Here is a 24829-nt window from a genome sequence, read left to right as displayed (position 1 = left end):
AGTCTTAAATGGAGATGTTAAATCTCGAGCTGCCGTCAACCAATCGGTTTGCAACTGGTTACCTAGCCGGCGCACCTGAGATACAACGTTTTTTTCACTATCAATATCAGAATGTGTCTGATTATAAGGAAAGAATAATTGAGTTAGAAAAACGAACATTCATGAGAGAAGCATTGGCTTCATGTATAGAAAAATATATGGAAGGTTTTCCAACCTCTAATAAAGTATTCGAATCATTACAAAAATTAGCACAACCTAATAGTGTTGTCGTAATTGGCGGGCAACAGGCTGGAATCTTAACTGGTCCGTTATACTCCATACATAAGATTATTTCTATCATTGTACTAGCAAGACAAAAGGAAGAGGAACTTGGGGTTCCTGTTGTTCCCATCTTTTGGATTGCCGGAGAAGATCATGATTATCAAGAAGTTAATCATATTTATATGGAAAATGAAGGGAAAGTTCAAAAAATAGTCTATCCTGAAAAAATTCTTGAAAGGAAAATGGTTTCAGATATTTCTATTAATCAAGACTTATGTTTGGATTGGGTGGAACAAATCATTGAAATATTAGGTGAAACGGATCACACAAATGAACTGCTGGCTTTTTTGAGGAAGGCTGTTACCCAATCAGCAACCTTTGTTGATTTTTTTGCTCATATGGTAATGGAGTTATTTAAGGATTATGGCCTGCTGGTGATTGATTCTGGTTATACAGGCCTTCGCTTTCTTGAAAAAGAAATCTTGATTTCGCAGATTAAACAAGCGGCTAGTATAACCAATCATGTGAAAGAAATGCAAGCAGAACTTGAAAAGGAAGGTTTTTCTCAATCGATAGATATTAGCAGGCATGCTGGCAATATTTTTTATTATGATGAGAAATATAAGGAAAGAATTCTACTTGAATATAATCCAGAAGAAAAAGAATTTATTGGTAAAAACGGAGCGATAACATTCACGATTGAGGAATTATTGCAAATTGCCTCCGAATTCCCGTGGAAATTAAGTAATAATGTAGTGACTCGGCCTCTTACACAGGAATTACTGTTTCCAACTCTTGCTTTTATTGCAGGTCCCGGGGAAATTGCTTATTGGGCTGAATTGAAAAAAGTCTTTGAAAGTTATTCGATAAAAATGCCGCCCATTGTTCCTCGTTTAAACATAACACTTGTTGACCGGTCGGTTGAAACGGATCTCGATGAATTGGGATTATCTCTTGAGACTGTACTGATTACTGGAGCGGAAAAGCAAAAAGAAGAGTATTTATCTTCAGTTAAAGATAAAGAGCTCGATATTCTATTTCATGATACGAAAGAGCAGCTGCTTGGGAGTTATCGCTTAATTAGAGAGCGTATTGATAGTGGACTTTATCCGCTATTAGAAAAAAACCAGGCTCTACTGCTCAAGCAGATTGAATTTATGGAAGGAAAAGTAGACAATTCGTTACAAGAGAAACATCAAGTGATTCTGAATAAATTTAGCAGAGTAAATAATAAGTTGAGACCTTTAAATGCTCCGCAGGAACGAATCTTAAATGCTGTTTCCTATATGAACCAGTATGGCATTCCTTTTCTAGCTGATTTAGCGAGCCTTTCCTATTCGTTCGATGGAAAGCATAAAGTGATAAAGATTTAACTTTATTCAGTAGAAATCCCCCACTTCTAAAGTTAAGGGATGAATGCAAAAAGCTCTCTGATTCAGTAGGGGTTCAAGCCCCGGGTGAATAAAGTTAAGCCTTCGGCGAGCCTTGCGACTTTTTAGAGGTAGTTTATCGAACGAGCTCGATAAAAATCTGAGCGCAAATTCGACGAGACGAATTTGATTCTATTCGAGACTTTTCCCTAGTGGAAAGGTCTATTTTTTTGTTTTCAAAAAAAATCATTTAATGTGCTCTTTTAGAAGGATTTTATTCCATAGGGGAGAATTACTTAAAAATAAGTGGTGGAAAGTGGAGGGATGTGGTAAAGTAATTTTAGAAAGTGGGGGTAGTAGGTATGTTTATGGGCGAATATCATCATACCATTGATGTAAAAGGTCGTTTGATTGTACCTGCTAAATTCCGTAATGATTTAGGCGATTTGTTTATATTAACTCGTGGTCTTGATCAATGTTTGTTTGGTTACCCGCTTAGTGAATGGGAGATTATTGAAGAGAAATTGAAGAATCTTCCTTTAACAAAAAAAGATGCCCGTGCATTTACTCGTTTCTTTTTCTCTGGTGCTACTGAATGTGAATTGGATAAACAAGGACGAATTAATATTGCGACTCCGCTTATAAATTACGCAAATCTAGAAAAAGAATGTGTTGTATTAGGCGTTTCCAATCGAATTGAAATATGGAGTAAAGATATTTGGGACGAGTATTTCAGCGAATCAGCGGATTCTTTTGCTGATATTGCAGAAAATATGATAGGGTTTGATATATAATCAGGAATGGATATTATGTAAGAATAATTTCCTGATCTTTTCGATTGGAAGGTGGACACTGATGTTTAATCACAAAACTGTATTATTAAATGAAACTGTAGAAGGCTTAAATATAAAACCTAATGGAATATATGTAGACTGTACACTTGGAGGAGCCGGTCATAGTGAATTGATTCTCTCGAAGCTCTCAGAAACAGGGAAATTGTACGCTTTTGATCAAGATCAAAGTGCTATTGATCATGCAAAAGTCAAGCTAGCTCAATATGGAGAGAAACTGTCAATTATTAAGAGCAATTTTCTTCATTTAAAGGAAGAGCTAGAGAAACTAAATGTATATCATGTAGATGGAATTTTATACGATTTAGGTGTTTCTTCCCCACAACTTGATAATCCCGAAAGAGGTTTTAGCTACCATCATGATGCCCCTCTTGATATGAGAATGGACAAGGATGCTGATGTTTCAGCTTTTGATGTTATTAATCAATGGTCTTATGAAGCGCTTGTTCGTATATTCTTTCAGTATGGTGAAGAGAAATTCTCCAAACAAATTGCTCGCAAAATCGAAACAGCTCGCGAGAACAAACCCATTGAAACAACAGGACAGTTAGTTGACATTATCAAGGATGCCATTCCTGCTCCGGCACGACGAAAAGGCGGTCATCCAGCAAAACGGATTTTCCAAGCCATTCGCATTGCTGTGAATGATGAGTTAGGTGTGTTTGAGAAATCATTAGAGCAGGCAATTTCTATTCTAAAGCCAGGTGGACGCATTAGTGTGATAACATTCCACTCGCTTGAGGATCGAATTTGTAAGGTTACCTTTAAAAAGGCAAGTGAAACACCTGATTTGCCCCCTGGACTGCCAATTATTCCAGAGGAGTATCAACCTGTCTTAAAGATAATCACAAGAAAACCAATCGTACCTATGGAAGAGGAATTATTAGAAAATAATCGGGCCAGATCAGCTAAGCTTCGTATAGCTGAAAAACGATAACAATACGAAACATTTAAATGAACAAATTGGAGGGGGATATGAATGACTAATTTAGCAAGACAGCTTCGACAGGAGCAAAGGGAGCAGCAAACAATAAAGGCTCCAAAAGCTCCGAAGAAAAAAGTACAACAGAAGAGATGGTTTTCTCCTGGTGAAAAGATTTTAGGAATTACATTTGGAGCGCTGGTTTGTTTTGGATCCATTCATATCATCTCCAATCAAGCATCCATTTACGAACTTAATGCAGAGATTCAAGATACGAAAGAAATGATCCGAGAACAACAAAAGTCGAATAGTGATTTATCGATTCAAGTAAGCGAACTAAGCCAGTATGATCGAATCAAAGAAAAAGCAAGAAAGCTTGGCCTTGAATTAAATGATCAAAATGTTAAGGTTGTGCAGGATTAATGATAAAAAAACAACGAAATATTAATTTTGGAGCAGCTATATTATTTCTAATATTTAGCGTGCTCTTTTTTGTCTTACTGTTCCGTTTTTTCTTTATCCAGGCAACGGGAGAAGTTAAGGGACAGGTGCTGGCTGCAAAAGCTGAACAGCAGTATACAAATTCAACTAAAATTGAAGCAAAACGAGGGACAATATACGACCGGAATGGTGAGGTAATTGCAGAAGATAGAAGTTCTTTTAGCTTAATTGCTATTCTTGATGAAGACATGACAACGGACTTGGATAAACCTAATCATGTCGTTGATTTAAAGAAAACGGCTAGTGAACTGGCAAAGTTTATTGATTTAAAAGAGTCGAAAATATTTGCTATTTTAAATGATGGAAAGGAAAAAGGACGATTTCAAGTAGAGTTCGGTGCAGCCGGGCGTGATATCTCCTATGAAACAAAAAATAAAATCGAAAAGCTAGAACTTCCTGGTATTGCTTTTACAAGAACAATGAAAAGATTTTATCCAAATGGAATTTTTGCTTCACATGTCATTGGTTATACAGAAACAAAAGAGGACAAAAATCATAAAACAGCGATTGTTGGCAAATTAGGCCTAGAGAAAAGTTTGAATGATGTGTTAACGGGTACAGATGGATCATTTAAATTTGAGAGTGATTTATGGGGCTATTTACTTCCTGATGGCAAAGAACAAATAACTCCTGCACGTGATGGAAAGGACGTCTATTTAACGATTGACCGTAAAATTCAAATTTTGCTTGAGGATGCGTTGAACAAAGTAGATAAAGAATTTAAACCTAAAAAAATGATTGCGATTGTAGCGGATGCAAAAACGGGAGAAATTCTTGCAATGGGACAGCGCCCTACTTTTGATCCAGAGACAAGGCAAGGCATTGAAAAAGGCTGGTATAATGAAGCGGTTGAAACATCATTTGAACCGGGCTCGACCATGAAGATTTTTACTCTTGCTGCAGCTGTAGAAGAAGGCGTATTTAATCCAAACGAGTACTATCAATCAGGAACCTATGCGGTAGATTCTAAGTCGAGAAAAGTACCGGACCATAATGGCGGAGGCGGATGGGGGTCCATTACCTACCTAGAAGGGGTACAGAGATCATCAAATGTTGCTTTTGCGAAGCTGGCGAATGAGAAGATGGGATTTGATACATTTAGAGAATATCTAACTCATTTTGGTTTTGATCAGCCGACAGGGATTGATTTACCAAATGAAACAAATGGAAAATTAGCTTATACCTATCCTATAGAAAAGGCAACCACATCATTTGGCCAAGGTACTGCGATTACTCCGATTCAACAGGTACAGGCAACTACTGCCGTTACGAATGGCGGAAACATGATGCAGACTCATGTTATTGATAAAATTGTTGATCCAAACACAGGTAAAACAATCAAAGATACAAAACCAGAGGTAGTCGGAACTCCGATTTCTGCAAAGACTGCTACTGAAGTAAGAGATTATTTAGAAACAGTCGTAACGGGTGAAAATGGAACAGGTAAAAAATACGCTATCGAAGGTTATGAAGTTACGGGGAAAACAGGGACTGCTCAGATTCCTGGCAAGGGAGGTTATTTAACAGGAGCAAGTAACTATATTTTTTCTTTCCTTGGGATGGCCCCAAAGGATGATCCAGAGTTGATTATGTATGTAGCGGTACAGCAGCCTGATTTAACGAATAACTCAGATGGCGCTGTTCCCGTGTCTATGATTTTTAATCCAGTTATGAAAAGCAGTCTCCAATATCTGCAAATTAAACCAAGCGGAGAAAAACCGGCTGAAATAGCAAAAGTTCCTAATGTAATCGGACTTTCTTCGAGTGAAGCATCTGATGTCTTGACAGAAAAGGGGATAAATCCAGTTATAGTTGGGAATAGTGCAAAGGTTGTTAGTCAAATTCCTGTCAAGGATGAAAAGCTTTTAGCTGGTGAAAGAGTTGTACTCAAAACAGATGGAGATTTAACCGTTCCTGATATGACAGGCTGGTCTATCCGTGATGTGATGAAAGTCGCTGAAGCAGCAAATCTTAAATTAAACTCAGTTGGAAATGGTTATGTTGTCAAACAAAATGTTAAGGAAGGCGCTGTCATAAAGGAAGGAGAATTTCTAATTGTTGAATTGAATGATCCTGAAACCATATTAAATCGAGAAAAAGAAGCTGAAGATGAAGAAGAAACGGACGAAGTAGAAGTGAAAGATTAACACAGGTGGATAGACTGACTGTCCGTCCGTTCTAATAGAAAAAGTACAAGCATATATTTGAACGAGCCATGTTGAAAGGGGGTTCGTTCTTTTTTATGCGTGTTTCAAATGTAACCGTCAGGAAGAGGTTGACAATTGTCTTACTAGTAGGGATATTTGTTTTCTTTATTATTGATATGCGTCTAGGATATGTTCAAATTTTATTGGGTGATGGACTGACTGAAAAGGCAAAAGGGTTGTGGAGCCGTAATATCCCGTTTGAACCAAACAGGGGAGAAATCATTGATCGAAATGGTGTCGCTCTTGCAACCAATATTAGTGCACCTACCGTATATGTTGTTCCGCGTCAAATAAAAAATCCTCAGGAGGCAGCGGAAAAACTAGCGGCTGTTTTAAATATGTCAACAGAAAAAGCCTATGAACTTATTATAAAAAAGACGAGCAGTGTAAAAATTCCAGAAGGAAGAAAAATTTCTCACGTTAAAGCAAAAGAGATTCGTGCCTTAGGGATTGATGGAGTTTATATTGGTGAAGATTCAAAAAGACATTATCCGTTTGGAAACTATCTTTCTCATGTATTAGGTTTTGCTGGAATTGATAATCAAGGTTTAATGGGATTAGAGCTTTATTATGATAAAGAGCTTAGCGGAACGGAGGGCTCTGTAAAATTCTATGCAAATGCAAAGGGAGAACGTATGAATGATATGGCGGATGACTATGAACCGCCAGTTGATGGTTTGGATTTAAAACTAACTATTGATTCGAAAATCCAAACGATTTTGGAACGTGAATTTGATAATGCTGAAGCTACTTATAATCCAGATGGTCTAATTGGGATGGCTATGGATCCGAATACAGGCGAAATATTGGCGATGTCCTCAAGGCCAAGCTTCGATCCTGCTGATTTTCGAAATGTAGAACCAGAGATCTACAATCGAAATCTTCCTATTTGGAGTAGTTATGAGCCGGGGTCGACCTTTAAGATTATCACATTAGCAGCTGCTCTAGAAGAGGGAAAGGTTGATTTGGAAAAAGAGGAGTTTCATGATCCAGGGTATGTTAGTGTCGGCGGTGCTAGATTGCGATGCTGGAAAAAAGGAGGGCATGGCAGCCAGTCATTTCTTGAAGTTGTCCAAAATTCCTGTAACCCCGGTTTTGTTGAACTTGGAGAAAGATTAGGAAAAGATAAACTCTTTGAATACGTAAAGAATTTTGGTTTTGGCGAGAAAACAGGGATTGATCTGCAAGGTGAAGGAAAAGGAATCTTGTTTAATCTTGAACGTGTCGGCCCGGTAGAACAAGCTACCACTGCATTTGGACAGGGGGTATCGGTTACACCGATCCAGCAGGTAACTGCTGTGTCAGCTGCAATCAATGGAGGGACCTTATATACACCGTATGTAGCTAAGGAATTGATTGATCCAACCACCGGGGAAGTGGTTATGAAAAAGAATCCGACGGCTAAGAGAAAAGTGATTTCAAATGAAACTTCAGCTAAAATTAGATATGCACTTGAAAGTGTTGTTGCCCAAGGAACAGGCGGGAAAGCATTTGTAGATGGTTACCGTGTCGGTGGAAAAACGGGTACCGCGCAAAAGGCGCAAAATGGGCGCTATCTGGAAAATAATCACATCGTATCATTTATTGGCTTTGCGCCGGCGGATGACCCGAAAATTGTGGTATATGTGGCAGTGGATAATCCAAAAGGAACTGTACAATTTGGGGGAACTGTAGCTGCGCCAATTGTTGGAAATATTATTGGTGACAGTCTTAGAGTAATGGGCGTGGAGCCAAGAAAAGAACAAATTGAAAAAGAATTGACCTGGATGGATACTCCAATGATTGTCGTTCCTGATTTAGTAGGTATCTCAAAAACGGAAATTCGAGAGCTCATGCTGAATTTAAAGATTGATGCAAGCGGAGATGGAGAAACAGTTGTAAAACAAACTCCAGAAGCAGGGGTCAAATTAAAAGAAGGTTCAACCATCAGACTTTATTTTGGAAATTCTCCAAATAAAAATGAGTAAATTGTAGTATCAAAGTGTCAATCAATCATATATTTCCTAGGGGCGGCTAGTTTTTTACGCTGCCCCTTTCATATATTTAACATATAGAATATTTTTTTCGCTTGAATAAAAATGAAAAATAGATTAATTGTCATTTATCATGTAAAATAGTATCGCACTTGTTTGTGAGTGAAACATATATGCATGACAATTTTGAGAGGATTTGAGTGATTTGAAATTACATACGATACTTCAATATTTGTATCCTTATCTGCCTGTTGATGGTGAAAATCCAGAGATTACATCAATTGAAAATGATAATAGAAAGGTACGACAGGGGGGTCTGTTCGTTTGTATTAAAGGTTATACGGTAGATGGTCATGATTTTGCGGAGTCTGCTGAAAAAAATGGTGCTGCTGCTGTTTTGGCTGAAAGGGAACTATCATTAAATATACCGGTAATTGTAGTCAAAAGTACAAAGCGGGCAATGGCATTATTATCAGACTTTTATTACGGGCATCCAACTCATATGCTGCATCTTGTTGGAATTACAGGTACAAATGGCAAAACGACAACAAGTCATTTAATTGAAAAAATCTTTGCTGACCAGGGTAAGAAAACAGGTCTAATTGGGACCATGTATACGAAGATTGCTGATGAAACGTATAATACGAAAAATACGACACCTGAGAGTTTGACTCTGCAAAAAACATTTAAGCAAATGGTTGATAGAGGTGTTTCTTCTGCTGTAATGGAGGTGTCCTCACATGCGCTGGTAGAAGGAAGAGTCCATGGCTGTGATTATGATGTTGCTGTTTTCACGAACCTCACCCAGGATCATTTAGATTACCATAAAACAATGGATGAATATCGTCAGGCGAAAGGACTGTTATTCTCACAGCTAGGAAATACCTTTAATAGTCAAAAACCTAAATTTGCTGTTTTAAATGCAGATGATAAAGTTAGTGAACAGTATATCATCAGCACTGCAGCAAGAGTAGTGACATATGGAATTGATCAAGAGGCTGATTTTTATGCGAAGAATATTCAAATAACAGCAGCTGGAACATCATTTGAATTATTAAGCCCGATTGGAACGTATACAATAAACATGAAGTTAATTGGTAAATTCAGTGTATATAATGTTTTAGCAAGTATAGCTGCTGCAGTTGTATCCGGTGTAGAAATGGATAGAATCATTGCGTCCATTGAGGAAGTAGAAGGAGTTTCAGGTCGTTTTGAAGCTGTAAATGCAGGGCAGGATTTTTCCGTTATTGTTGACTACTCTCATACACCTGACAGTCTTGAAAATGCCTTGAAAACAGTACGTCAGTTTGCACAGAAACGTATATTTGTAGTTGTTGGCTGCGGAGGGGATCGGGATAGAACAAAACGGCCGCTGATGGCAAAAATTGCTTGTGAATTAGCGACTGACCCTGTTTTTACATCAGATAATCCACGGAGTGAGGACCCGGAAGTAATTTTACGTGAAATGGAAGCAGGAGTCGCCGGCAAAATTTATAAAAGTATTACAGATCGTAAGGAGGCTATACGATATGCGGTCAACGAAGCTCGGCAGGGGGATGTCATATTAATCGCTGGAAAAGGACATGAAACATATCAGATAATAGGTAGGGAAATTCTTGATTTTGATGATCGACTTGTTGCAAAAGCGGCTATTGAGGAGAAGATGCAATGATGTTACTATATGATGATCTAGTTGAGTTATTTCCTAATAATAAGGGAGTATGTGATCCATCCTTACAGTTTTTAACGGTAACCTCCTATGCTAAAATCAATCAGCCTAAAGGAATCTTTATTCCATTATATAAGGATTCAGGAGAGTTAAAGGAAGCGATTGATCATGGTGCAATAGCTGCATTATGGGATGAAAAAGTGCCGCTTCCAACTTATACACCTAATCAATTTATTGTTTTTTATTGTAATGATTTACTGAAAGGTTTAAAAAAGATGATTGAATTATATCGAAAGAAGCAACAGGATATGGAAGAGGAACAGATCGAGCAGATGAGATTTTATTTATTACCGGAAACCAGTCTGAATGGAAATAAACAAACATATGATTTATCTGTAATGATGAATCAATTGGAGCAATTCATGAAAGACAGCTATGATGGGAGGGGAGAATAATGCAAGAGCAGGTTTTGTTTTTTACCATTTTACTAGGATTTCTCATAACCGTTTTACTATCTCCCTTTTTCATACCGTTTTTAAGAAGATTGAAATTTGGACAAAGTATTCGTGAGGAAGGACCGAAATCGCACCAAAAGAAAACAGGTACTCCGACGATGGGTGGAATCATGATTTTACTTTCCATTATTATTACTACACTTGTAATGACGGAGAAATTTAGTGATCCTACAATCAAGACATTTATTCTCTTGTTTGTCACGATTGGATTCGGTCTTTTAGGTTTTCTGGATGATTTTATAAAAGTGGCAATGAAAAGAAATCTGGGCTTAACATCGAAACAAAAGTTACTCGGTCAAATTATCGTTTCAATTATTGTTTATTTCTTATTAAAGCAAACTGATTTCTCAACATCTGTGGAGATTCCTTTTACTGATTATTCATTTGAACTTGGCTTTTTTTATGTTTTATTTATTGTATTCTGGCTTGTTGGGTTTTCAAATGCTGTAAATTTGACAGATGGACTTGACGGTCTTGTATCAGGAACTGCAGCTATTGCTTTTGGTGCATTTGCTGTCTTAGCATGGAATCAATCTAATTTCGAGGTGTCCATTTTCTCTATAGCTGTAGTCGGAGCGGTGCTTGGTTTTCTTGTCTTTAACGCTCATCCGGCTAAGGTGTTTATGGGTGATACAGGTTCATTGGCATTAGGAGGCGCCATTGCATCCATTGCCATATTAACAAAGCTTGAACTCCTTTTACTAGTTATTGGCGGGGTATTTGTTATTGAAACACTTTCAGTCATTTTGCAGGTGGTTTCATTTAAAACAACGGGAAAACGTATTTTCAGAATGAGCCCGCTTCATCATCATTATGAATTAGTAGGATGGAGTGAGTGGAGGGTAGTTGTAACCTTTTGGACTGCCGGTTTATTATTAGCCATTATGGGAATCTATATTGAGGTGTGGTTATAATTGAAAAAAATTAATTTATATACTCATAAAAAAATACTTGTTCTTGGTTTGGCAAAAAGTGGTGTTAGTGCTGCATTACTTTTACATAAGCTTGGTGCATTTGTAACTGTAAATGACTATAAGCCGTTATCGGAAAATCCTGAGGCTCAGGGGCTGCTTGAGCAAGGTATAAAAGTAATTTGTGGTGAACATCCGATAGAACTGCTTGAAGAAGGTTTTGAATTAATTGTCAAGAATCCAGGGATTCCATATCATAACCCAATGATTGAAGGGGCGATGAAAAGGGGGATTCCTGTCATTACGGAGGTTGAGCTGGCATCTCAAATTTCTGAGGCTCCGTTTATTGCCATTACAGGTACAAATGGAAAAACAACGACTACAACCCTTATTTATGAAATACTGAATGCAGGGCATAAATCTCCTCTTATTGCGGGAAATATTGGAACAGTTGCTTCTGAGGTTGCACAAGCAGCAAAGGTACATAATCAGATTGTTATTGAACTATCCTCGTTTCAGTTAATGGGAACTCCCAGCTTCAGACCTAGGATTGCTATATTAACTAATTTGTATGATGCTCATCTTGATTATCATGGGACAAGATTAGAATACGTGAAAGCAAAAGCAAATATAACTAAAAATCAAACGAGTGATGACTTTTTTATTGTGAATGCCGAGCAGGCTGATGTGATGAACATTGCACGAGGGTCGAAGGCTCAGATAGTCCCTTTCTCTGCTGTTAGAGAGCTTTCTTCAGGTGCTTATATAAAAGATGACTGGGTTATATTTAACGGCGAACAGATTATGAAGCGATCAGATATCCGCTTGCCTGGATCACATAACCTTGAAAATATATTATCCGCTGTAGCTGCTGCTAAGCTGTCAGGTGTTAATAATGAAGCAATATATCAAGTGCTCAACACTTTTACAGGTGTAAAACATAGGTTGCAATTTATTGATGAAGTGGATGGCAGGATGTTTTATAACGATTCAAAGGCGACAAACATACTTGCAACAAAAAATGCATTAGCCGCTTTTGATAAACCGATTATTCTGTTGGCAGGGGGGTTAGATAGAGGAAATGAATTTGATGAATTAATTCCTTCCTTTACTAATGTCAAGGCAATCATAACATTTGGGCAAACAGCGAAAAAATTAGAAGACGTTGCGACAAAGACTGGAATAAAAACAATTAGACGTGTCGATAATGTTGGAAAAGCTGTACCTCTTGCCTATCAGTTATCAGAGCCTGGGGATGTTATTCTTTTATCGCCTGCATGTGCTAGCTGGGATCAATATAAAACATTTGAAGTAAGAGGAGACATTTTTATCGAAGCAGTGCATATGCTTAAGTAAGGGCTTGTCAACATCAGAGTGGTACGTCATATCTCTAAACAGGCCAAAAAACTTGCATTTCGAGGTGTGGTCTTTTGCCAACAAAAAAAACGACTCCTGATATCATCTTAATGATATTGACATTTACGCTCTTAGCTATAGGACTAATTATGGTTTACAGTGCAAGTGCCATCTGGGCAGATTATAAATTTGATGATTCCTTCTTCTTTGCGAAACGACAAATGTTATTTGCTGGTGTAGGGATTGTCGGAATGTTTTTTATTATGAACGTTGATTACTGGACTTGGAGAACGTGGGCTAAAGTGTTAGTGATTGTTTGCTTTGTACTGCTGGTGCTTGTATTAATACCAGGAATTGGGAATGTTCGTAATGGTTCACGAAGCTGGATTGGAATCGGTGCGTTTTCCATTCAGCCTTCAGAATTTATGAAATTAGCAATGATTGCTTTTTTAGCAAAATTTTTATCAGAAAATCAAAAATATATTACAACCTTTAAAAAAGGCTTAGCACCTTCGTTAGGTTTAGTGTTTTTAGCTTTTGGAATGATTATGCTTCAACCTGACTTAGGAACTGGAACTGTCATGGTAGGGACTTGTATTGTGATGATTTTTATTGCAGGAGCAAGGGTAAGTCATTTTGCTGTACTAGGGTTGATTGGAATAGCTGGTTTTGCTGCACTTGTTATTTCAGCTCCATATCGAATAAAACGGATTACTTCATTTTTAGACCCGTGGCAGGATCCGCTTGGAAGCGGGTTTCAAATCATTCAATCGTTATTTGCTATCGGGCCGGGAGGATTATTCGGATTAGGTTTAGGACAAAGCAGACAAAAGTTCTTCTATTTGCCTGAGCCACAAACAGATTTTATTTTTGCTATTCTCGCGGAAGAGTTAGGTTTTATAGGTGGTTCATTTATCTTATTATTGTTTTCGCTTTTGCTTTGGCGGGGGATACGAATTGCTTTAGGTGCTCCGGATCTGTATGGAAGTTTCCTTGCTGTCGGGATTATTGCAATGGTTGCAATCCAAGTAATGATTAATATTGGAGTAGTAACCGGCCTAATGCCAGTTACTGGAATCACTCTTCCGTTTTTAAGTTATGGAGGTTCTTCGTTAACCCTAATGCTATTAGCCATTGGTGTGTTATTAAATATTAGCCGCTACTCCAGGTACTGATGGTGTTTCCAATTAAAGCTGACCGGTATTCAGGTCAGTTTTTTTGTGGAGTAAGACAGAAAAGAATAGCCTTCGTTCATCATGAAAAGAAGATGATAATGTATAGTTGTGTAGGAGTGGGGTTAAATCATTACCAGTTCATATCCGCTTATTACACATATATCATTCTTTTATTAATGATTACGATTTTATAACATTCTTTTGATGGTATCTTTCTTACGTTTGGAATATAGTAGAATAGGAATGGTAAATGCAGTGATTTTTTCACTCTTTGTACCTGTACTTAATATTATTTATCTGTTTTATGAGGTGAACAAATGAATATTGTTGTAAGTGGAGGAGGAACTGGAGGTCATATTTATCCAGCTCTGGCTCTAATACGTGAAATAAAGAAAGAAACAAAGGATGTAAACTTTTTATACATCGGTACGGAAAAAGGTCTTGAAAGTAAGCTTGTGACGAGAGAAAATATACCTTTCAAAGCGATACATATTACCGGCTTTAAAAGAAAAATCTCAATTGATAATGTAAAAACCATTCTACGTTTTCTGAAAGGTGTAAATGACAGTAAAAAAATGTTAAAGGAATTTAAAGCAGATGTTGTCATTGGAACAGGTGGATATGTATGTGGTCCTGTCGTTTATGCAGCAGCAAAACTTGGAATCCCGACAATCATTCATGAACAAAACAGTGTTCCAGGGTTAACGAATAAGTTCTTAAGTCGTTATGTCGATCGAATTGCGGTTTGCTTTGAAGAAGCAAAATCTTTTTTTCCGGAAAGCAAAGTGGTTCTTACAGGTAATCCTCGAGCATCAGAAGTATTGCACCAAGACGGTATAAAAGGAAAATTATCGGCGGGACTAAATGTATCGGATCCTGTTGTATTAATTGTTGGGGGTAGCCGAGGGGCAAGACCAATTAATGAAGCGGTCTTAAAAGCTTTATCGCTGCTTGGAGAAAAGCCTTATCAAGTGCTATATGTAACTGGTGATGTTCATTATGAAGAAGTGAAAAAGGAAGTTGAATTAGTCGGAAATCCGAAGAATGTCGTCATCAAACCATTTATTCATAATATGCCTGAGGTGCTTGCAGGGGTTGATTTAACAGTTGCACGAGCAGGTGCAACAACTCTTGCAGAGCTTACTTCACTTGGGATTCCAAGTATTCTAATCCCCAGTCCATATGTAACAAATAATCATCAAGAGAAAAATGCACGTGCATTAAGTGAACACCATGCTGCTGAACTGGTGCTTGAAAAAGAATTAACAAGCCAGAAACTAATTGAGGAAATTGACCGAATCCTGATGGATGAAAAAGTATTGAAACAAATGAAAAATTCAGCAAAAGAATTAGGGATTCCAGATGCGGCAAGAAGACTATATTTGTTAATGAAAGAGCTTGTTGATAAGAAAAAGTAGCCCATTTATGTTTACGGCATACACTATGGTAACCTTATTTTCAGGAGGTTTTTATGGACAATAAGATGAATGATTTAATGAAAGAGCTTAAAGAATTGAATGTTGGAAAAATAAAAAAACATGAGCCGCTAGCCAATCATACAACAATCAAAATTGGTGGTCCTGCTGATTTGTTTATTGAGCCGGACTCGATTGATAACCTAAAAACTACCCTAAAACTAATTGGGAAGTATCAATTGGGCTGGAGAGCGATTGGAAGAGGCTCCAATTTGCTTGTTTCAGATGATGGAATTGAGGGAGTAGTTATAAAATTAGGCAGCGGTTTAGATCATATGGATGTGAATGGCACGGTTTTGACTGTTGGAGCAGGTTATTCTCTTGTAAGTCTTGCAATGAAAATCAGCCGGCAGGGATTATCAGGACTTGAGTTTGCCAGCGGTATCCCTGGTTCTGTTGGTGGAGCGGTCTATATGAACGCCGGTGCACATGGGTCAGATATATCTAAAATCCTAACACAGGCACATATACTATTTGAAGACGGTACGTTTGAATGGTTATCTAACGAAGAAATGGAATTTTCTTATCGTACATCTGTACTGCAGAAAAAGCGCCCTGGTATCGTCATTGAAGCAAGATTCCAGTTAACTGAAGGAGAAAAAGAAAAGATAGTTGAGGTTATGCAAAAAAATAAAGATTACCGAAAAGAAACACAGCCATGGAATTTTCCATGTGCAGGAAGCATTTTCCGAAATCCTTTGCCTAATTATGCAGGAAGACTAGTTGAAGAAGCAGGATTAAAGGGTTATCAAATAGGTGGTGCGCAAATTTCAGAAATGCATGGAAATTTTATTGTTAATGCAGGAAATGCAACGGCTGAGGACGTATTAAACTTAATAGAACATGTGAAAAAAACCGTTTTTGAATTATACCAAGTGAAAATGGAAACTGAAGTAGAAATAATAGGTAGAAAGTAACAAAAAACTTCCAACCGCATTCTCCATTTAATATGTTATAATTATCAATTGAAATAAACCCTAAAAAAACAAAACGGCATGAATACTCGTGCCGTTGTTTTTGATAAGAAAAGTGGAGTCGGCTTGGTCAGGAGCGACTAGTATAATCTGTCTCGGTAGTGAGGTTGTACTTTAACCTCACTACCGAGACAGATTATGACATGAGCCCCTAGCCAGCGGAGCTAGAAGCAAAAAAATGGACAAGCACTATGATTGATGTGAGGTGATTGGGATGGGAAATGGTAATGTTGTCTCAATTGAAGAGCGCATACCTAAATTAAAACAACAGCGCAGAAAAAAAGCCAATCGACGACTAATTTTTTTACTATTGCTATTTTTTATTCTAATCGCTTTTATCTTATATTTTCAATCCCCATTAAGCAATGTTAAACATGTTGTAATCAACGGAAATTCAGCTCACTCTGATGAGGAAATCATGGAAATTGTCGGGATTAGGAAGGATACAAATATTTGGAAAGTTCGCAATAAGGAAATGGAAAAGAAGCTGAATAGTTTACCTGAAATGAAAAAGGCAGAAGTGAAAACAAAATTGCCTCATTCAGTCATCATAAACATCCAGGAATATCAACGTATTTCCTATGTTTCGAAAGGGAAACACTTTTTACCTGTTTTGGAAAATGGCAATATTCTTCATGAGAAAAAAACAACTGACCTTCCATTAAATGCCCCCATCCTATTCAGTTTTTCTGAAAATAAAGCATTGAAGGAAATGATTGTCAGCTTAGAAAAATTACCTGCTGAAGTATTGAACTCAATTTCCGAAATCCATTATGATCCATGGAAATCAGATCTATATCATATTTCGTTATTTATGAATGACGGTAATCAAGTCAGCGCAACGATTCGAACATTTGCGGAAAAGATGTCCCATTACCCTTCAATTATAAGCCAGTTAGATCCAACCCAAAAAGGTGTTATTAATTTAGAGGTTGGTTCATACTTTAAAGCTTATGAATTGAAAGGAGATGAGTCTAGTGAAACCGATAAAGAAAGTGAAGAGTAGGTACGTCATATTAACTATTGTCTGTCTTGTTTTTGGGTTTATGCTTGCATTCTCCTACCATCTCACTGAAAAAAAGGAAAGTAATACAAATATGACAAGCAGTCAATTTGAGAGGGATATGGAACTTAGAAACGAATTGATTGAACAGGAAGAAAAAAACCGCGAGCTTCAGCAGGAGCTAAGCCAAAAACAGCAGCAAGTGTTGAACATTGAAAAGGAATTATCAAATGAAGCGAGAATTTACTCTAAGCTTGCCGGGGATATAGAGAAATATCGTATGTATCTTGGTAAGGTTAACGTAAAAGGCGAGGGTGTTCAGGTCACCCTTGCCGACAGTGACTATAATCTTGGTGAGTATAATCCTAATCAATATATTGTTCATGAACATCATGTGTTTAAAGTAATTAATGAACTTTATATTTCTGGTGCAAGTGTGATAGCTATCAATGGGCAGCGGCTGTCACATGATTCATATGTGCTCTGTAATGGTCCCGTTATAGAAGTGGATGGGAAGAGTTTTCCTGCACCATTTGTTATCACGGCAATTGGTGATGCTGATACAATGGAGAAGTCATTAAATTTAAATGGCGGAGTTAAAGATATTCTTGTAAATGAAAATGTACAATTTACGTTAGAAAAGAAAGATGAAATCGTGATAACTGCAAAATTAAAGAGTTAATGGCTTTGGGTTAAGTAAGGTGGTTCCGAACATGGGGCAAAAAAGTTATCTTAGCATGACAATGATTACACTAATCATTGGTTTTATGGTAGCAGTTCAGTATCAAAACGTAAAAGAACCAGTTGTTCGCGACACTCGTGATACGTCACAGCTGCGGGAAGATTTAGTTAAAGAAAAAGAACTATATTTAAGTTTGATTCGTGAAATCAGATCGAATGAAGAAAAGCTTGAAAAATACGAAACTGAAAGATCACAAAGTAAGGAACAGATACTGAAAGAGACTTTAAATGAATTAAAAGCTGAAGCAGGTTTATTTGAAGTAGAAGGACCGGGGGTTGTGATCAATATTGAACATGTCAATGAAGACTTATTACTTGGAGAAGAGGTTTCGCCTATTTCTACCTATTTAATCAAGAAGTTAGTCAATGAATTAAATCAATATGGCGCCAACCATATATCTATTGCTGGTCAACGGCTGATAAACTCTAGTATGATTCGTAATATCAACGGTCAGACAAAAGTAGATGGCTATAGTCTTGATAATTTACCGATTGAAGTAAAAATTGTTGTTAATAATATGGAAGCGGCCGAAAAACTACGTAACCGTATGCAGGTTTCTTCTTCAGCAGAGGAATTTTTTATTGATAACTTTCGTTTAACGATTTCAGAGTCGAAGTCAAACATAACCATTCCAGCATATCAGGAAAGCATTAGAATCCGTCACATGGAGTTGGCTGAAACTGAAAAAGGGGGGTAAACATGTGGCTTCCGGTTCTAGGGTTACTCATAGGGTTGTTTCTTGGTTCACTTGCGGATATTAATATCCCGGCTGAATATGCTAATTATTTATCGATTGCTGTCCTAGCAGCGTTAGATACATTATTTGGAGGAATTAGAGCTCATTTGCAAAATATTTATGATGAAAAAGTATTTGTCTCAGGCTTTTTCTTTAATATTATTTTAGCTGCAAGTTTAGCTTTTCTAGGTGTCCATCTTGGTGTAGACTTATATTTAGCAGCAGTTTTTGCATTTGGTGTTAGGCTTTTTCAAAATATTGCTGTTATTCGGAGAATTTTTCTTACAAAATGGTCAGCAAATAAGGAAAAAATGTAAAAAAATATTAAATTTTAAAAAGGGAATAATTACATTTTGACGAATAATTTTAAGATATAGGAAAAGCGAACAAAATTGCGTAAATGGCAACAGGCTTTCGTTCTAAAAGTACAAAGCAGATTTCGCTGCTCGTCAAAGATAATTATTACTTAATTTAGAGACTTGTTGTTCAACTAGTATTTGTAAAGGGAGGTGCCATAGAATGAACAGCAATGAAATTTACGTTAGCCTTGACATCGGTACATCCAGTGTGAAAGTAATCATAGGTGAAATGGTCAACGATTCATTAAATATTATCGGGGTGGGGAATGTACCCTCTGAAGGATTACGAAAAGGTTCAATTGTTGATATAGATGAAACCGTTCATTCTATTGGGAGAGCAATAGAACAGGCTGAAAGAATGATAGGGATGGACATCCGACAAGTGATTGTTGGAATTACAGGAAATCATATCATGCTGCAGCCATCACACGGAGTAGTGGCCGTATCAAGTGAAAATAGGGAAATATCAGATGTGGATATCGCAAGAGTTTTAGAGGCGGCACAAGTTGTTTCCGTTCCTCCGGAAAGGGAAATCATTGATGTGATACCGAAGCAGTTTATTGTAGATGGCCTAGATGAAATTCATGATCCACGTGGAATGATTGGTGTTCGGCTTGAGGTAGAAGGAACCATTATTACAGGTTCAAAAACAATCCTACATAATATTTTGCGCTGTGTGGAAAAGGCTGGTTTAGAAATATTAGACATAACTTTACAGCCGCTAGCTGCGGGATCGTTTGCCCTTTCAAAGGATGAAAAAAACCTGGGAGTTGCACTCATAGATATTGGCGGAGGTTCTACAACGATTGCCTTATTCGAACAAGGCGGTTTACGTGCAACATCAGTTCTTCCTGTGGGTGGGGAACATATTACAAAAGATATCTCCATTGGTTTGCGAACTTCATCTGAGGACGCCGAAAAAATAAAAATCAAATATGGGCATGCTTTTTATGACCATGCTTCTGAGGATGTTGTATTTAATGTTCCAATTATTGGCAGTGATCAGCAACAACAATTTAATCAATTGGAATTAAGTGATATTATAGAAGCTAGATTGGAAGAAGTATTTGAATTGATTTTAGCGGAAATTCATCGTTTAGGTGTAAGGGATGTGCCGGGAGGTTTTGTCCTAACAGGCGGTGTAGCAAATACTCCTGGTATCCTTGAACTAGCACAGGTTGTTTTTGAAAACCGGGTTCGTATCGCAATTCCTGACTATATTGGAGTGAGAGAGCCGCACTATACGACAGCTGTCGGTTTAATTAAATTTGCATATAAAAATGCAAAAATTCAAGGCAGACAGATGAGTTCGCCTTCTGTCAATCATGAAGTAAAAGAAAAAAGGCCGGTCAAGCAAACGCAGGCGAAATCAAAGCCGGAAAAGCAACCGGAAGAAAAAGTATCCACTAAAATGAAAAAGTTTTTTGGTTACTTTTTCGAATAATAATAACGAAATAACAGACTGATATAATGTAGCAATCCGAGTATGCACTGCTAACAGGAATATCGACGAATTAGGAGGATTTGTCATGCTGGAATTTGAATCAAATGTAGAGGCATTAGCAACGATAAAAGTTATAGGTGTTGGCGGTGGTGGGAATAATGCCGTTAACCGTATGATAGAACATGGTGTGCAAGGTGTAGAATTTATTGCCGTCAATACTGATGCCCAAGCATTGAACCTGTCAAAAGCAGAAGTGAAAATGCAAATTGGCGGTAAATTAACAAGGGGACTTGGCGCAGGTGCCAATCCTGAGGTAGGGAAAAAGGCTGCGGAAGAAAGCAAGGAGCAAATTGAGGAAGCCTTAAAAGGAGCAGACATGGTGTTTGTTACTGCTGGAATGGGCGGTGGAACAGGTACTGGTGCAGCCCCTGTTATTGCGCAAATTGCAAGGGATTTAGGTGCTCTAACAGTCGGTGTTGTAACAAGACCGTTTACATTTGAAGGCAGAAAAAGGGCAACACAAGCAACCGGTGGAATTTCTTCTATGAAGGAATCGGTCGATACATTAATTGTCATTCCTAACGATCGTCTTCTTGAGATTGTTGATAAGAGCACACCGATGCTTGAGGCTTTTAGAGAAGCCGATAACGTGCTTCGTCAAGGGGTCCAAGGTATTTCCGATTTAATTGCTGTACCTGGTTTGATTAACCTTGACTTTGCTGACGTAAAAACGATTATGTCCAATAAAGGCTCTGCCTTGATGGGAATTGGTGTAGCTTCAGGTGAAAACCGTGCTGCTGAAGCGGCAAAAAAATCCATTTCATCACCGTTACTAGAAACATCCATTGATGGTGCCCAAGGGGTATTATTAAATATTACCGGCGGTTCAAACTTAAGTCTTTATGAGGTACAGGAAGCAGCAGATATTGTGGCAAGTGCCTCTGACCAGGAAGTAAATATGATTTTCGGATCTGTCATTAATGATAATTTAAAGGATGAGATTGTTGTAACAGTAATTGCAACAGGTTTTAACGAAGAAGTGATGATGCAGGCAAAGCCATTAAGACCGTCCCTTGGTCAACCGCAAAAGCCTGTAACGAATACAGTGAAAAGGGAGCCTAAGAGAGAAGAGCCTCCTGTTGAACAAACAAGAGTAAGTGCACCACAGCAGGGTGAAGATGTTCTTGATATTCCAACCTTCCTAAGAAACCGTAATCGAAGAAGATAAAGTATGAAAAAGGCTCAGCCATCGGCTGTGCCTTTTTCATATTTTTCAATACAGGGAAGATTGGATTTCTATTATTGTACGTAGTAGATTTTAGGAAATGGAACAATAAAGGTATATGTGAATGTTACTGAAAATAAAATAGTGACAAAAAGCGTTTGGAATAGTGAAAAGTTCTGCTTTTTTATAACCAGAAAGTGACACACTTCATCATTGAATGTAATGTATACTTTTTTGTAACAGATTAATAGATAGGAGGAAGCCAATTGGCAGTTTATTTAGATATTATATGGTTATTAAATTTCCTTTTTGATAGCCTCCTACTTTATTTAACTGCCCTAGTCTTAAAAAGGGATTTTCATTATTGGAGACTTTTTTTGGGGGGGATTATTGGTTCATTCATTATCATATTAACGATTACACCATTGAATGCCTATTCAGGACACCCAATTGTAAAATTATTGTTTTCAGTCATTATGGTACTTACAGTTTTCGGTTATAAGAGATTTAAATATTTTATTAGCGGGCTAATGACTTTTTATTTGACTACTTTTCTAATTGGCGGTTCTTTAATGGGCATACATTATTTTGTCCAATTTGATATGAATCTTTCATCGTCTGTTTTTATGGCAAGTGTAAAAGGGTTTGGTGACCCAATCAGCTGGCTGTTCGTGGTTATTGGTTTTCCTCTAGCATGGCAGTTTTCAAAACGGAATTTTGAACGTATCGAAGTAGCGAAAATTCAATTTAACCAGAAAGTTCTTCTTGAAATTGTTTTAGGTGGAAAATCGTATAACTTTACCGGGCTAGTAGACAGCGGCAATCAGTTATATGATCCCATATCAAAAATGCCGGTGATGTTTCTATCAGTAAAAAAAATAATAGAGGAATTGCCAGAAGCATTAAAGGAGGTTGCCTTAAGTTCTGAGCAAGTTATTATGGGAAATAAACCATTAGCACCCGAATGGGAGAACCGGATGAGAGTTATTCCTTATAAAGTACTTGGGAAGGAGCATCAATTAATTATTGCCATCAAGCCGGATGATATCATCATTACGCAAAACAGAGAGACCATCAAAGTCGACAAAGGCCTGGTCTCCTTTACCATGCAGGAACTATCTTCGGATGACAGCTTCCAATGCATCGTCCACCCCAAAATGCTCAATGGAATAAGAAAAGCGGAGCCGGCTTGATCAGGGACGACAGAGTTAATAAATAATTAACCGCCAAAAGGAGGAATAATGATGAAAAAACTCAAACTGCGCCTTTCTTATTTGTGGTATAAACTATTGTTTAAGTTAGGCTTAAAAGCCGATGAAACCTACTACATTGGCGGGAGTGAAGCATTACCACCTCCTTTAAATAAAGAAGAGGAAGCCATGCTGATTGAAAAGCTTCCACAAGGTGATAAAGCGGCAAGATCAATCCTAATTGAGCGCAACCTTAGATTAGTCGTGTATATTGCAAGGAAATTTGAAAATACGGGTATTAATATTGAAGATTTAATAAGCATAGGAACGATTGGTTTAATTAAAGCCGTTAATACTTTTAATCCAGAAAAGAAAATAAAACTTGCTACATATGCATCACGGTGCATCGAAAATGAAATCCTCATGTATTTAAGGAGGAATAATAAAATCCGCTCGGAAGTGTCATTTGATGAACCATTAAACATCGATTGGGATGGAAACGAATTGTTACTCTCTGATGTGCTTGGTACTGAAGAGGATATCATTACGAAGGATCTTGAGGCCAGTGTGGATAAAAAACTATTGTTAAATGCCCTGCATCAGCTCTCGGATCGTGAAAAACAAATAATGGAGCTTCGCTTTGGTCTAGGTACAGGTGAAGAAAAAACACAAAAGGATGTTGCTGATATGCTTGGAATATCACAATCCTATATTTCACGGTTAGAAAAAAGAATTATTAAAAGACTTAAAAAGGAATTTAATAAAATGGTCTAACTTTAATCAGCAAAAGATCTTCACTTCTTAAAGACGGATGAACCTAAAAGCCCAATAAAAATACGTGTCAAAATTCGAAAACCGAATGGATATAAAAAAATTTTTAGAACTTGAAAATAGGATAACTCTCAAGGTTTGTTACGTTTTTTTTCTGCTTGGTCCATTTTCTGCTGTTTCATCAGTGCATATTTTTCCTTACAGGGGAAATACTGTTTTTTGTACAGCAACTCCTGTAAGGAGGGAAATGGATTGACTCGAAACAAAGTAGAAATTTGCGGTGTTGACACATCAAAGCTTCCAGTATTAAAAAATGAAGAAATGAGATTGCTTTTTAAGCAAATGCAACAAGAAGGGGACATATCCGCACGGGAAAAACTCGTTAATGGGAACCTGCGCCTTGTTTTAAGTGTCATTCAAAGATTTAATAACAGAGGCGAGTTTGTTGATGATCTGTTCCAAGTTGGCTGTATTGGACTTATGAAATCAATTGATAATTTTGATTTAAGTCAAAACGTGAAATTTTCCACCTATGCTGTTCCGATGATTATCGGAGAAATCAGACGTTATTTGCGTGATAATAACCCGATACGAGTATCACGTTCACTTAGGGACATTGCTTATAAGGCACTGCAAGTACGGGAAAGACTAATGAGTAAAACATCACGCGAGCCTACAGCGGAAGAAATTGCAAAAGAGCTTGATGTACCTCATGAAGAAATTGTATTCGCTCTTGATGCGATTCAAGACCCTGTATCATTATTTGAACCCATATATAATGATGGAGGAGATCCCATTTATGTCGTGGATCAATTAAGTGATGAAAAAAGCAAGGATATCAATTGGATTGAAGAAATTGCGCTTAAAGAAGGTATGCGCAGACTGAATGAACGGGAAAAGCTGATATTGAGAAAGCGATTTTTTCAAGGTAAAACACAAATGGAAGTGGCCGAAGAAATTGGGATTTCTCAGGCGCAAGTATCTAGGCTAGAGAAAGCTGCCATAAAACAAATGAATAAAAATATACAAAGTTAAAGCTGCCGAATTATGGCAGCTTTTTTTAATTTATTTCCTTGTTTATTAATATTTTTGACTCATCTAAAGCTGTATGGTTAGGAAGTGACAGGAGAAAATTCATTTTCTCCTGTCACTTCCTAACCATACAGCAACCTTTCAGCACAGCTGAAAGGCGTGAGAAA

At 37.5% G+C, this 24829-nt stretch carries 22 protein-coding genes; all 22 read left to right on the top strand.

Annotated features, from left to right (window positions below):
• Positions 1–8: 8 nt before the first annotated feature.
• Positions 9–1634, top strand: a complete 1626-nt coding sequence (gene bshC / locus F4V44_RS08815; RefSeq protein ID WP_150439624.1) for a bacillithiol biosynthesis cysteine-adding enzyme BshC — start codon at positions 9–11, stop codon at positions 1632–1634.
• A 359-nt stretch (positions 1635–1993) separates the two neighbouring features.
• A complete protein-coding gene (gene mraZ / locus F4V44_RS08810; RefSeq protein ID WP_150439623.1) occupies positions 1994–2425 on the top strand; it encodes a division/cell wall cluster transcriptional repressor MraZ in 432 nt (143 codons plus the stop codon).
• Positions 2426–2486: 61 nt separating this feature from the next.
• Positions 2487–3419: a 16S rRNA (cytosine(1402)-N(4))-methyltransferase RsmH gene (rsmH, locus tag F4V44_RS08805; RefSeq protein ID WP_150439622.1), complete on the top strand. Its 933-nt coding sequence runs from the start codon at positions 2487–2489 to the stop codon at positions 3417–3419.
• 42 nt (positions 3420–3461) lie between these two features.
• A complete protein-coding gene (ftsL, locus tag F4V44_RS08800; protein WP_150439621.1) occupies positions 3462–3827 on the top strand; it encodes a cell division protein FtsL in 366 nt (121 codons plus the stop codon).
• Positions 3827–6052, top strand: a complete 2226-nt coding sequence (locus F4V44_RS08795; RefSeq protein ID WP_150439620.1) for a penicillin-binding protein — start codon at positions 3827–3829, stop codon at positions 6050–6052. The genes ftsL and F4V44_RS08795 overlap by 1 nt, the downstream gene beginning before the upstream one ends.
• Before the next feature lie 95 nt (positions 6053–6147).
• Positions 6148–8079 (top strand): stage V sporulation protein D, encoded by a 1932-nt coding sequence (locus F4V44_RS08790; protein ID WP_150439619.1) that lies wholly within the window; start codon positions 6148–6150, stop codon positions 8077–8079.
• Positions 8080–8290: 211 nt separating this feature from the next.
• Entirely contained in the window at positions 8291–9757 is a 1467-nt protein-coding gene (locus tag F4V44_RS08785) for a UDP-N-acetylmuramoyl-L-alanyl-D-glutamate--2,6-diaminopimelate ligase (RefSeq protein WP_150439618.1), read from the top strand.
• A complete protein-coding gene (locus F4V44_RS08780; RefSeq protein ID WP_150439617.1) occupies positions 9754–10209 on the top strand; it encodes a hypothetical protein in 456 nt (151 codons plus the stop codon). Before F4V44_RS08785 ends, F4V44_RS08780 begins: the two co-directional genes overlap by 4 nt.
• Complete coding sequence (gene mraY / locus F4V44_RS08775) at positions 10209–11183, top strand: phospho-N-acetylmuramoyl-pentapeptide-transferase (RefSeq protein ID WP_150439616.1); 975 nt, start codon at positions 10209–10211, stop codon at positions 11181–11183. Before F4V44_RS08780 ends, mraY begins: the two co-directional genes overlap by 1 nt.
• Positions 11184–12536 (top strand): UDP-N-acetylmuramoyl-L-alanine--D-glutamate ligase, encoded by a 1353-nt coding sequence (murD, locus tag F4V44_RS08770; protein ID WP_150439615.1) that lies wholly within the window; start codon positions 11184–11186, stop codon positions 12534–12536.
• 74 nt (positions 12537–12610) lie between these two features.
• A complete protein-coding gene (gene spoVE / locus F4V44_RS08765) occupies positions 12611–13711 on the top strand; it encodes a stage V sporulation protein E (RefSeq protein ID WP_150439614.1) in 1101 nt (366 codons plus the stop codon).
• A gap of 317 nt (positions 13712–14028) precedes the next feature.
• Complete coding sequence (murG, locus tag F4V44_RS08760; RefSeq protein ID WP_150439613.1) at positions 14029–15129, top strand: undecaprenyldiphospho-muramoylpentapeptide beta-N-acetylglucosaminyltransferase; 1101 nt, start codon at positions 14029–14031, stop codon at positions 15127–15129.
• 65 nt (positions 15130–15194) lie between these two features.
• Positions 15195–16103, top strand: a complete 909-nt coding sequence (gene murB / locus F4V44_RS08755; protein ID WP_150440102.1) for a UDP-N-acetylmuramate dehydrogenase — start codon at positions 15195–15197, stop codon at positions 16101–16103.
• Between the two features lie 271 nt (positions 16104–16374).
• Positions 16375–17166: a cell division protein FtsQ/DivIB gene (locus F4V44_RS08750; RefSeq protein ID WP_150439612.1), complete on the top strand. Its 792-nt coding sequence runs from the start codon at positions 16375–16377 to the stop codon at positions 17164–17166.
• A complete protein-coding gene (locus tag F4V44_RS08745; protein WP_150439611.1) occupies positions 17129–17845 on the top strand; it encodes a DUF881 domain-containing protein in 717 nt (238 codons plus the stop codon). Before F4V44_RS08750 ends, F4V44_RS08745 begins: the two co-directional genes overlap by 38 nt.
• 31 nt (positions 17846–17876) lie before the next feature.
• Positions 17877–18602 carry a DUF881 domain-containing protein gene (locus F4V44_RS08740; protein WP_150439610.1) on the top strand — a complete coding sequence of 242 codons (726 nt, stop codon included), beginning with the start codon at positions 17877–17879 and terminating at the stop codon, positions 18600–18602.
• Between the two features lie 2 nt (positions 18603–18604).
• A complete protein-coding gene (locus F4V44_RS08735) occupies positions 18605–18958 on the top strand; it encodes a small basic family protein (RefSeq protein WP_150439609.1) in 354 nt (117 codons plus the stop codon).
• Positions 18959–19160: 202 nt separating this feature from the next.
• The gene (gene ftsA, locus F4V44_RS08730; protein ID WP_150439608.1) at positions 19161–20444 is read left to right on the top strand and encodes a cell division protein FtsA; all 1284 of its coding nucleotides are present in this window, start codon (positions 19161–19163) and stop codon (positions 20442–20444) included.
• A gap of 85 nt (positions 20445–20529) precedes the next feature.
• On the top strand, positions 20530–21672 hold the full coding sequence (gene ftsZ, locus F4V44_RS08725) for a cell division protein FtsZ (protein WP_150439607.1): 1143 nt from the start codon (positions 20530–20532) through the stop codon (positions 21670–21672).
• Positions 21673–21935: 263 nt separating this feature from the next.
• Positions 21936–22862 carry a sigma-E processing peptidase SpoIIGA gene (spoIIGA, locus tag F4V44_RS08720; RefSeq protein WP_150439606.1) on the top strand — a complete coding sequence of 309 codons (927 nt, stop codon included), beginning with the start codon at positions 21936–21938 and terminating at the stop codon, positions 22860–22862.
• Between the two features lie 51 nt (positions 22863–22913).
• Positions 22914–23633 carry an RNA polymerase sporulation sigma factor SigE gene (sigE, locus tag F4V44_RS08715; RefSeq protein WP_150439605.1) on the top strand — a complete coding sequence of 240 codons (720 nt, stop codon included), beginning with the start codon at positions 22914–22916 and terminating at the stop codon, positions 23631–23633.
• Between the two features lie 249 nt (positions 23634–23882).
• Complete coding sequence (gene sigG, locus F4V44_RS08710) at positions 23883–24665, top strand: RNA polymerase sporulation sigma factor SigG (RefSeq protein ID WP_150439604.1); 783 nt, start codon at positions 23883–23885, stop codon at positions 24663–24665.
• Positions 24666–24829 lie beyond the last annotated feature (164 nt).

It is taken from the genome of Niallia endozanthoxylica (assembly GCF_008710145.1).
Classification (GTDB): domain Bacteria; phylum Bacillota; class Bacilli; order Bacillales; family Cytobacillaceae; genus Bacillus_BD; species Bacillus_BD endozanthoxylica.
The sequence above is the reverse complement of the archived record's forward strand: the minus strand, read 5'-3'. Positions and strand labels throughout refer to the sequence as shown.

Excerpts from the sequence above, each read along its gene's own strand:
- bshC (WP_150439624.1), top strand. The coding sequence starts at position 9 with ATGGAGATGTTAAATCTCGAGCTGCCGTCAACCAATCGGTTTGCAACT.
- mraZ (WP_150439623.1), top strand. The coding sequence starts at position 1,994 with ATGTTTATGGGCGAATATCATCATACCATTGATGTAAAAGGTCGTTTG.
- rsmH (WP_150439622.1), top strand. The coding sequence starts at position 2,487 with ATGTTTAATCACAAAACTGTATTATTAAATGAAACTGTAGAAGGCTTA.
- ftsL (WP_150439621.1), top strand. The coding sequence starts at position 3,462 with ATGACTAATTTAGCAAGACAGCTTCGACAGGAGCAAAGGGAGCAGCAA.
- F4V44_RS08795 (WP_150439620.1), top strand. The coding sequence starts at position 3,827 with ATGATAAAAAAACAACGAAATATTAATTTTGGAGCAGCTATATTATTT.
- F4V44_RS08790 (WP_150439619.1), top strand. The coding sequence starts at position 6,148 with ATGCGTGTTTCAAATGTAACCGTCAGGAAGAGGTTGACAATTGTCTTA.
- F4V44_RS08780 (WP_150439617.1), top strand. The coding sequence starts at position 9,754 with ATGATGTTACTATATGATGATCTAGTTGAGTTATTTCCTAATAATAAG.
- mraY (WP_150439616.1), top strand. The coding sequence starts at position 10,209 with ATGCAAGAGCAGGTTTTGTTTTTTACCATTTTACTAGGATTTCTCATA.
- murG (WP_150439613.1), top strand. The coding sequence starts at position 14,029 with ATGAATATTGTTGTAAGTGGAGGAGGAACTGGAGGTCATATTTATCCA.
- murB (WP_150440102.1), top strand. The coding sequence starts at position 15,195 with ATGAATGATTTAATGAAAGAGCTTAAAGAATTGAATGTTGGAAAAATA.
- F4V44_RS08750 (WP_150439612.1), top strand. The coding sequence starts at position 16,375 with ATGGGAAATGGTAATGTTGTCTCAATTGAAGAGCGCATACCTAAATTA.
- F4V44_RS08745 (WP_150439611.1), top strand. The coding sequence starts at position 17,129 with ATGAGTCTAGTGAAACCGATAAAGAAAGTGAAGAGTAGGTACGTCATA.
- F4V44_RS08740 (WP_150439610.1), top strand. The coding sequence starts at position 17,877 with ATGGGGCAAAAAAGTTATCTTAGCATGACAATGATTACACTAATCATT.
- F4V44_RS08735 (WP_150439609.1), top strand. The coding sequence starts at position 18,605 with ATGTGGCTTCCGGTTCTAGGGTTACTCATAGGGTTGTTTCTTGGTTCA.
- ftsA (WP_150439608.1), top strand. The coding sequence starts at position 19,161 with ATGAACAGCAATGAAATTTACGTTAGCCTTGACATCGGTACATCCAGT.
- ftsZ (WP_150439607.1), top strand. The coding sequence starts at position 20,530 with ATGCTGGAATTTGAATCAAATGTAGAGGCATTAGCAACGATAAAAGTT.
- sigE (WP_150439605.1), top strand. The coding sequence starts at position 22,914 with ATGAAAAAACTCAAACTGCGCCTTTCTTATTTGTGGTATAAACTATTG.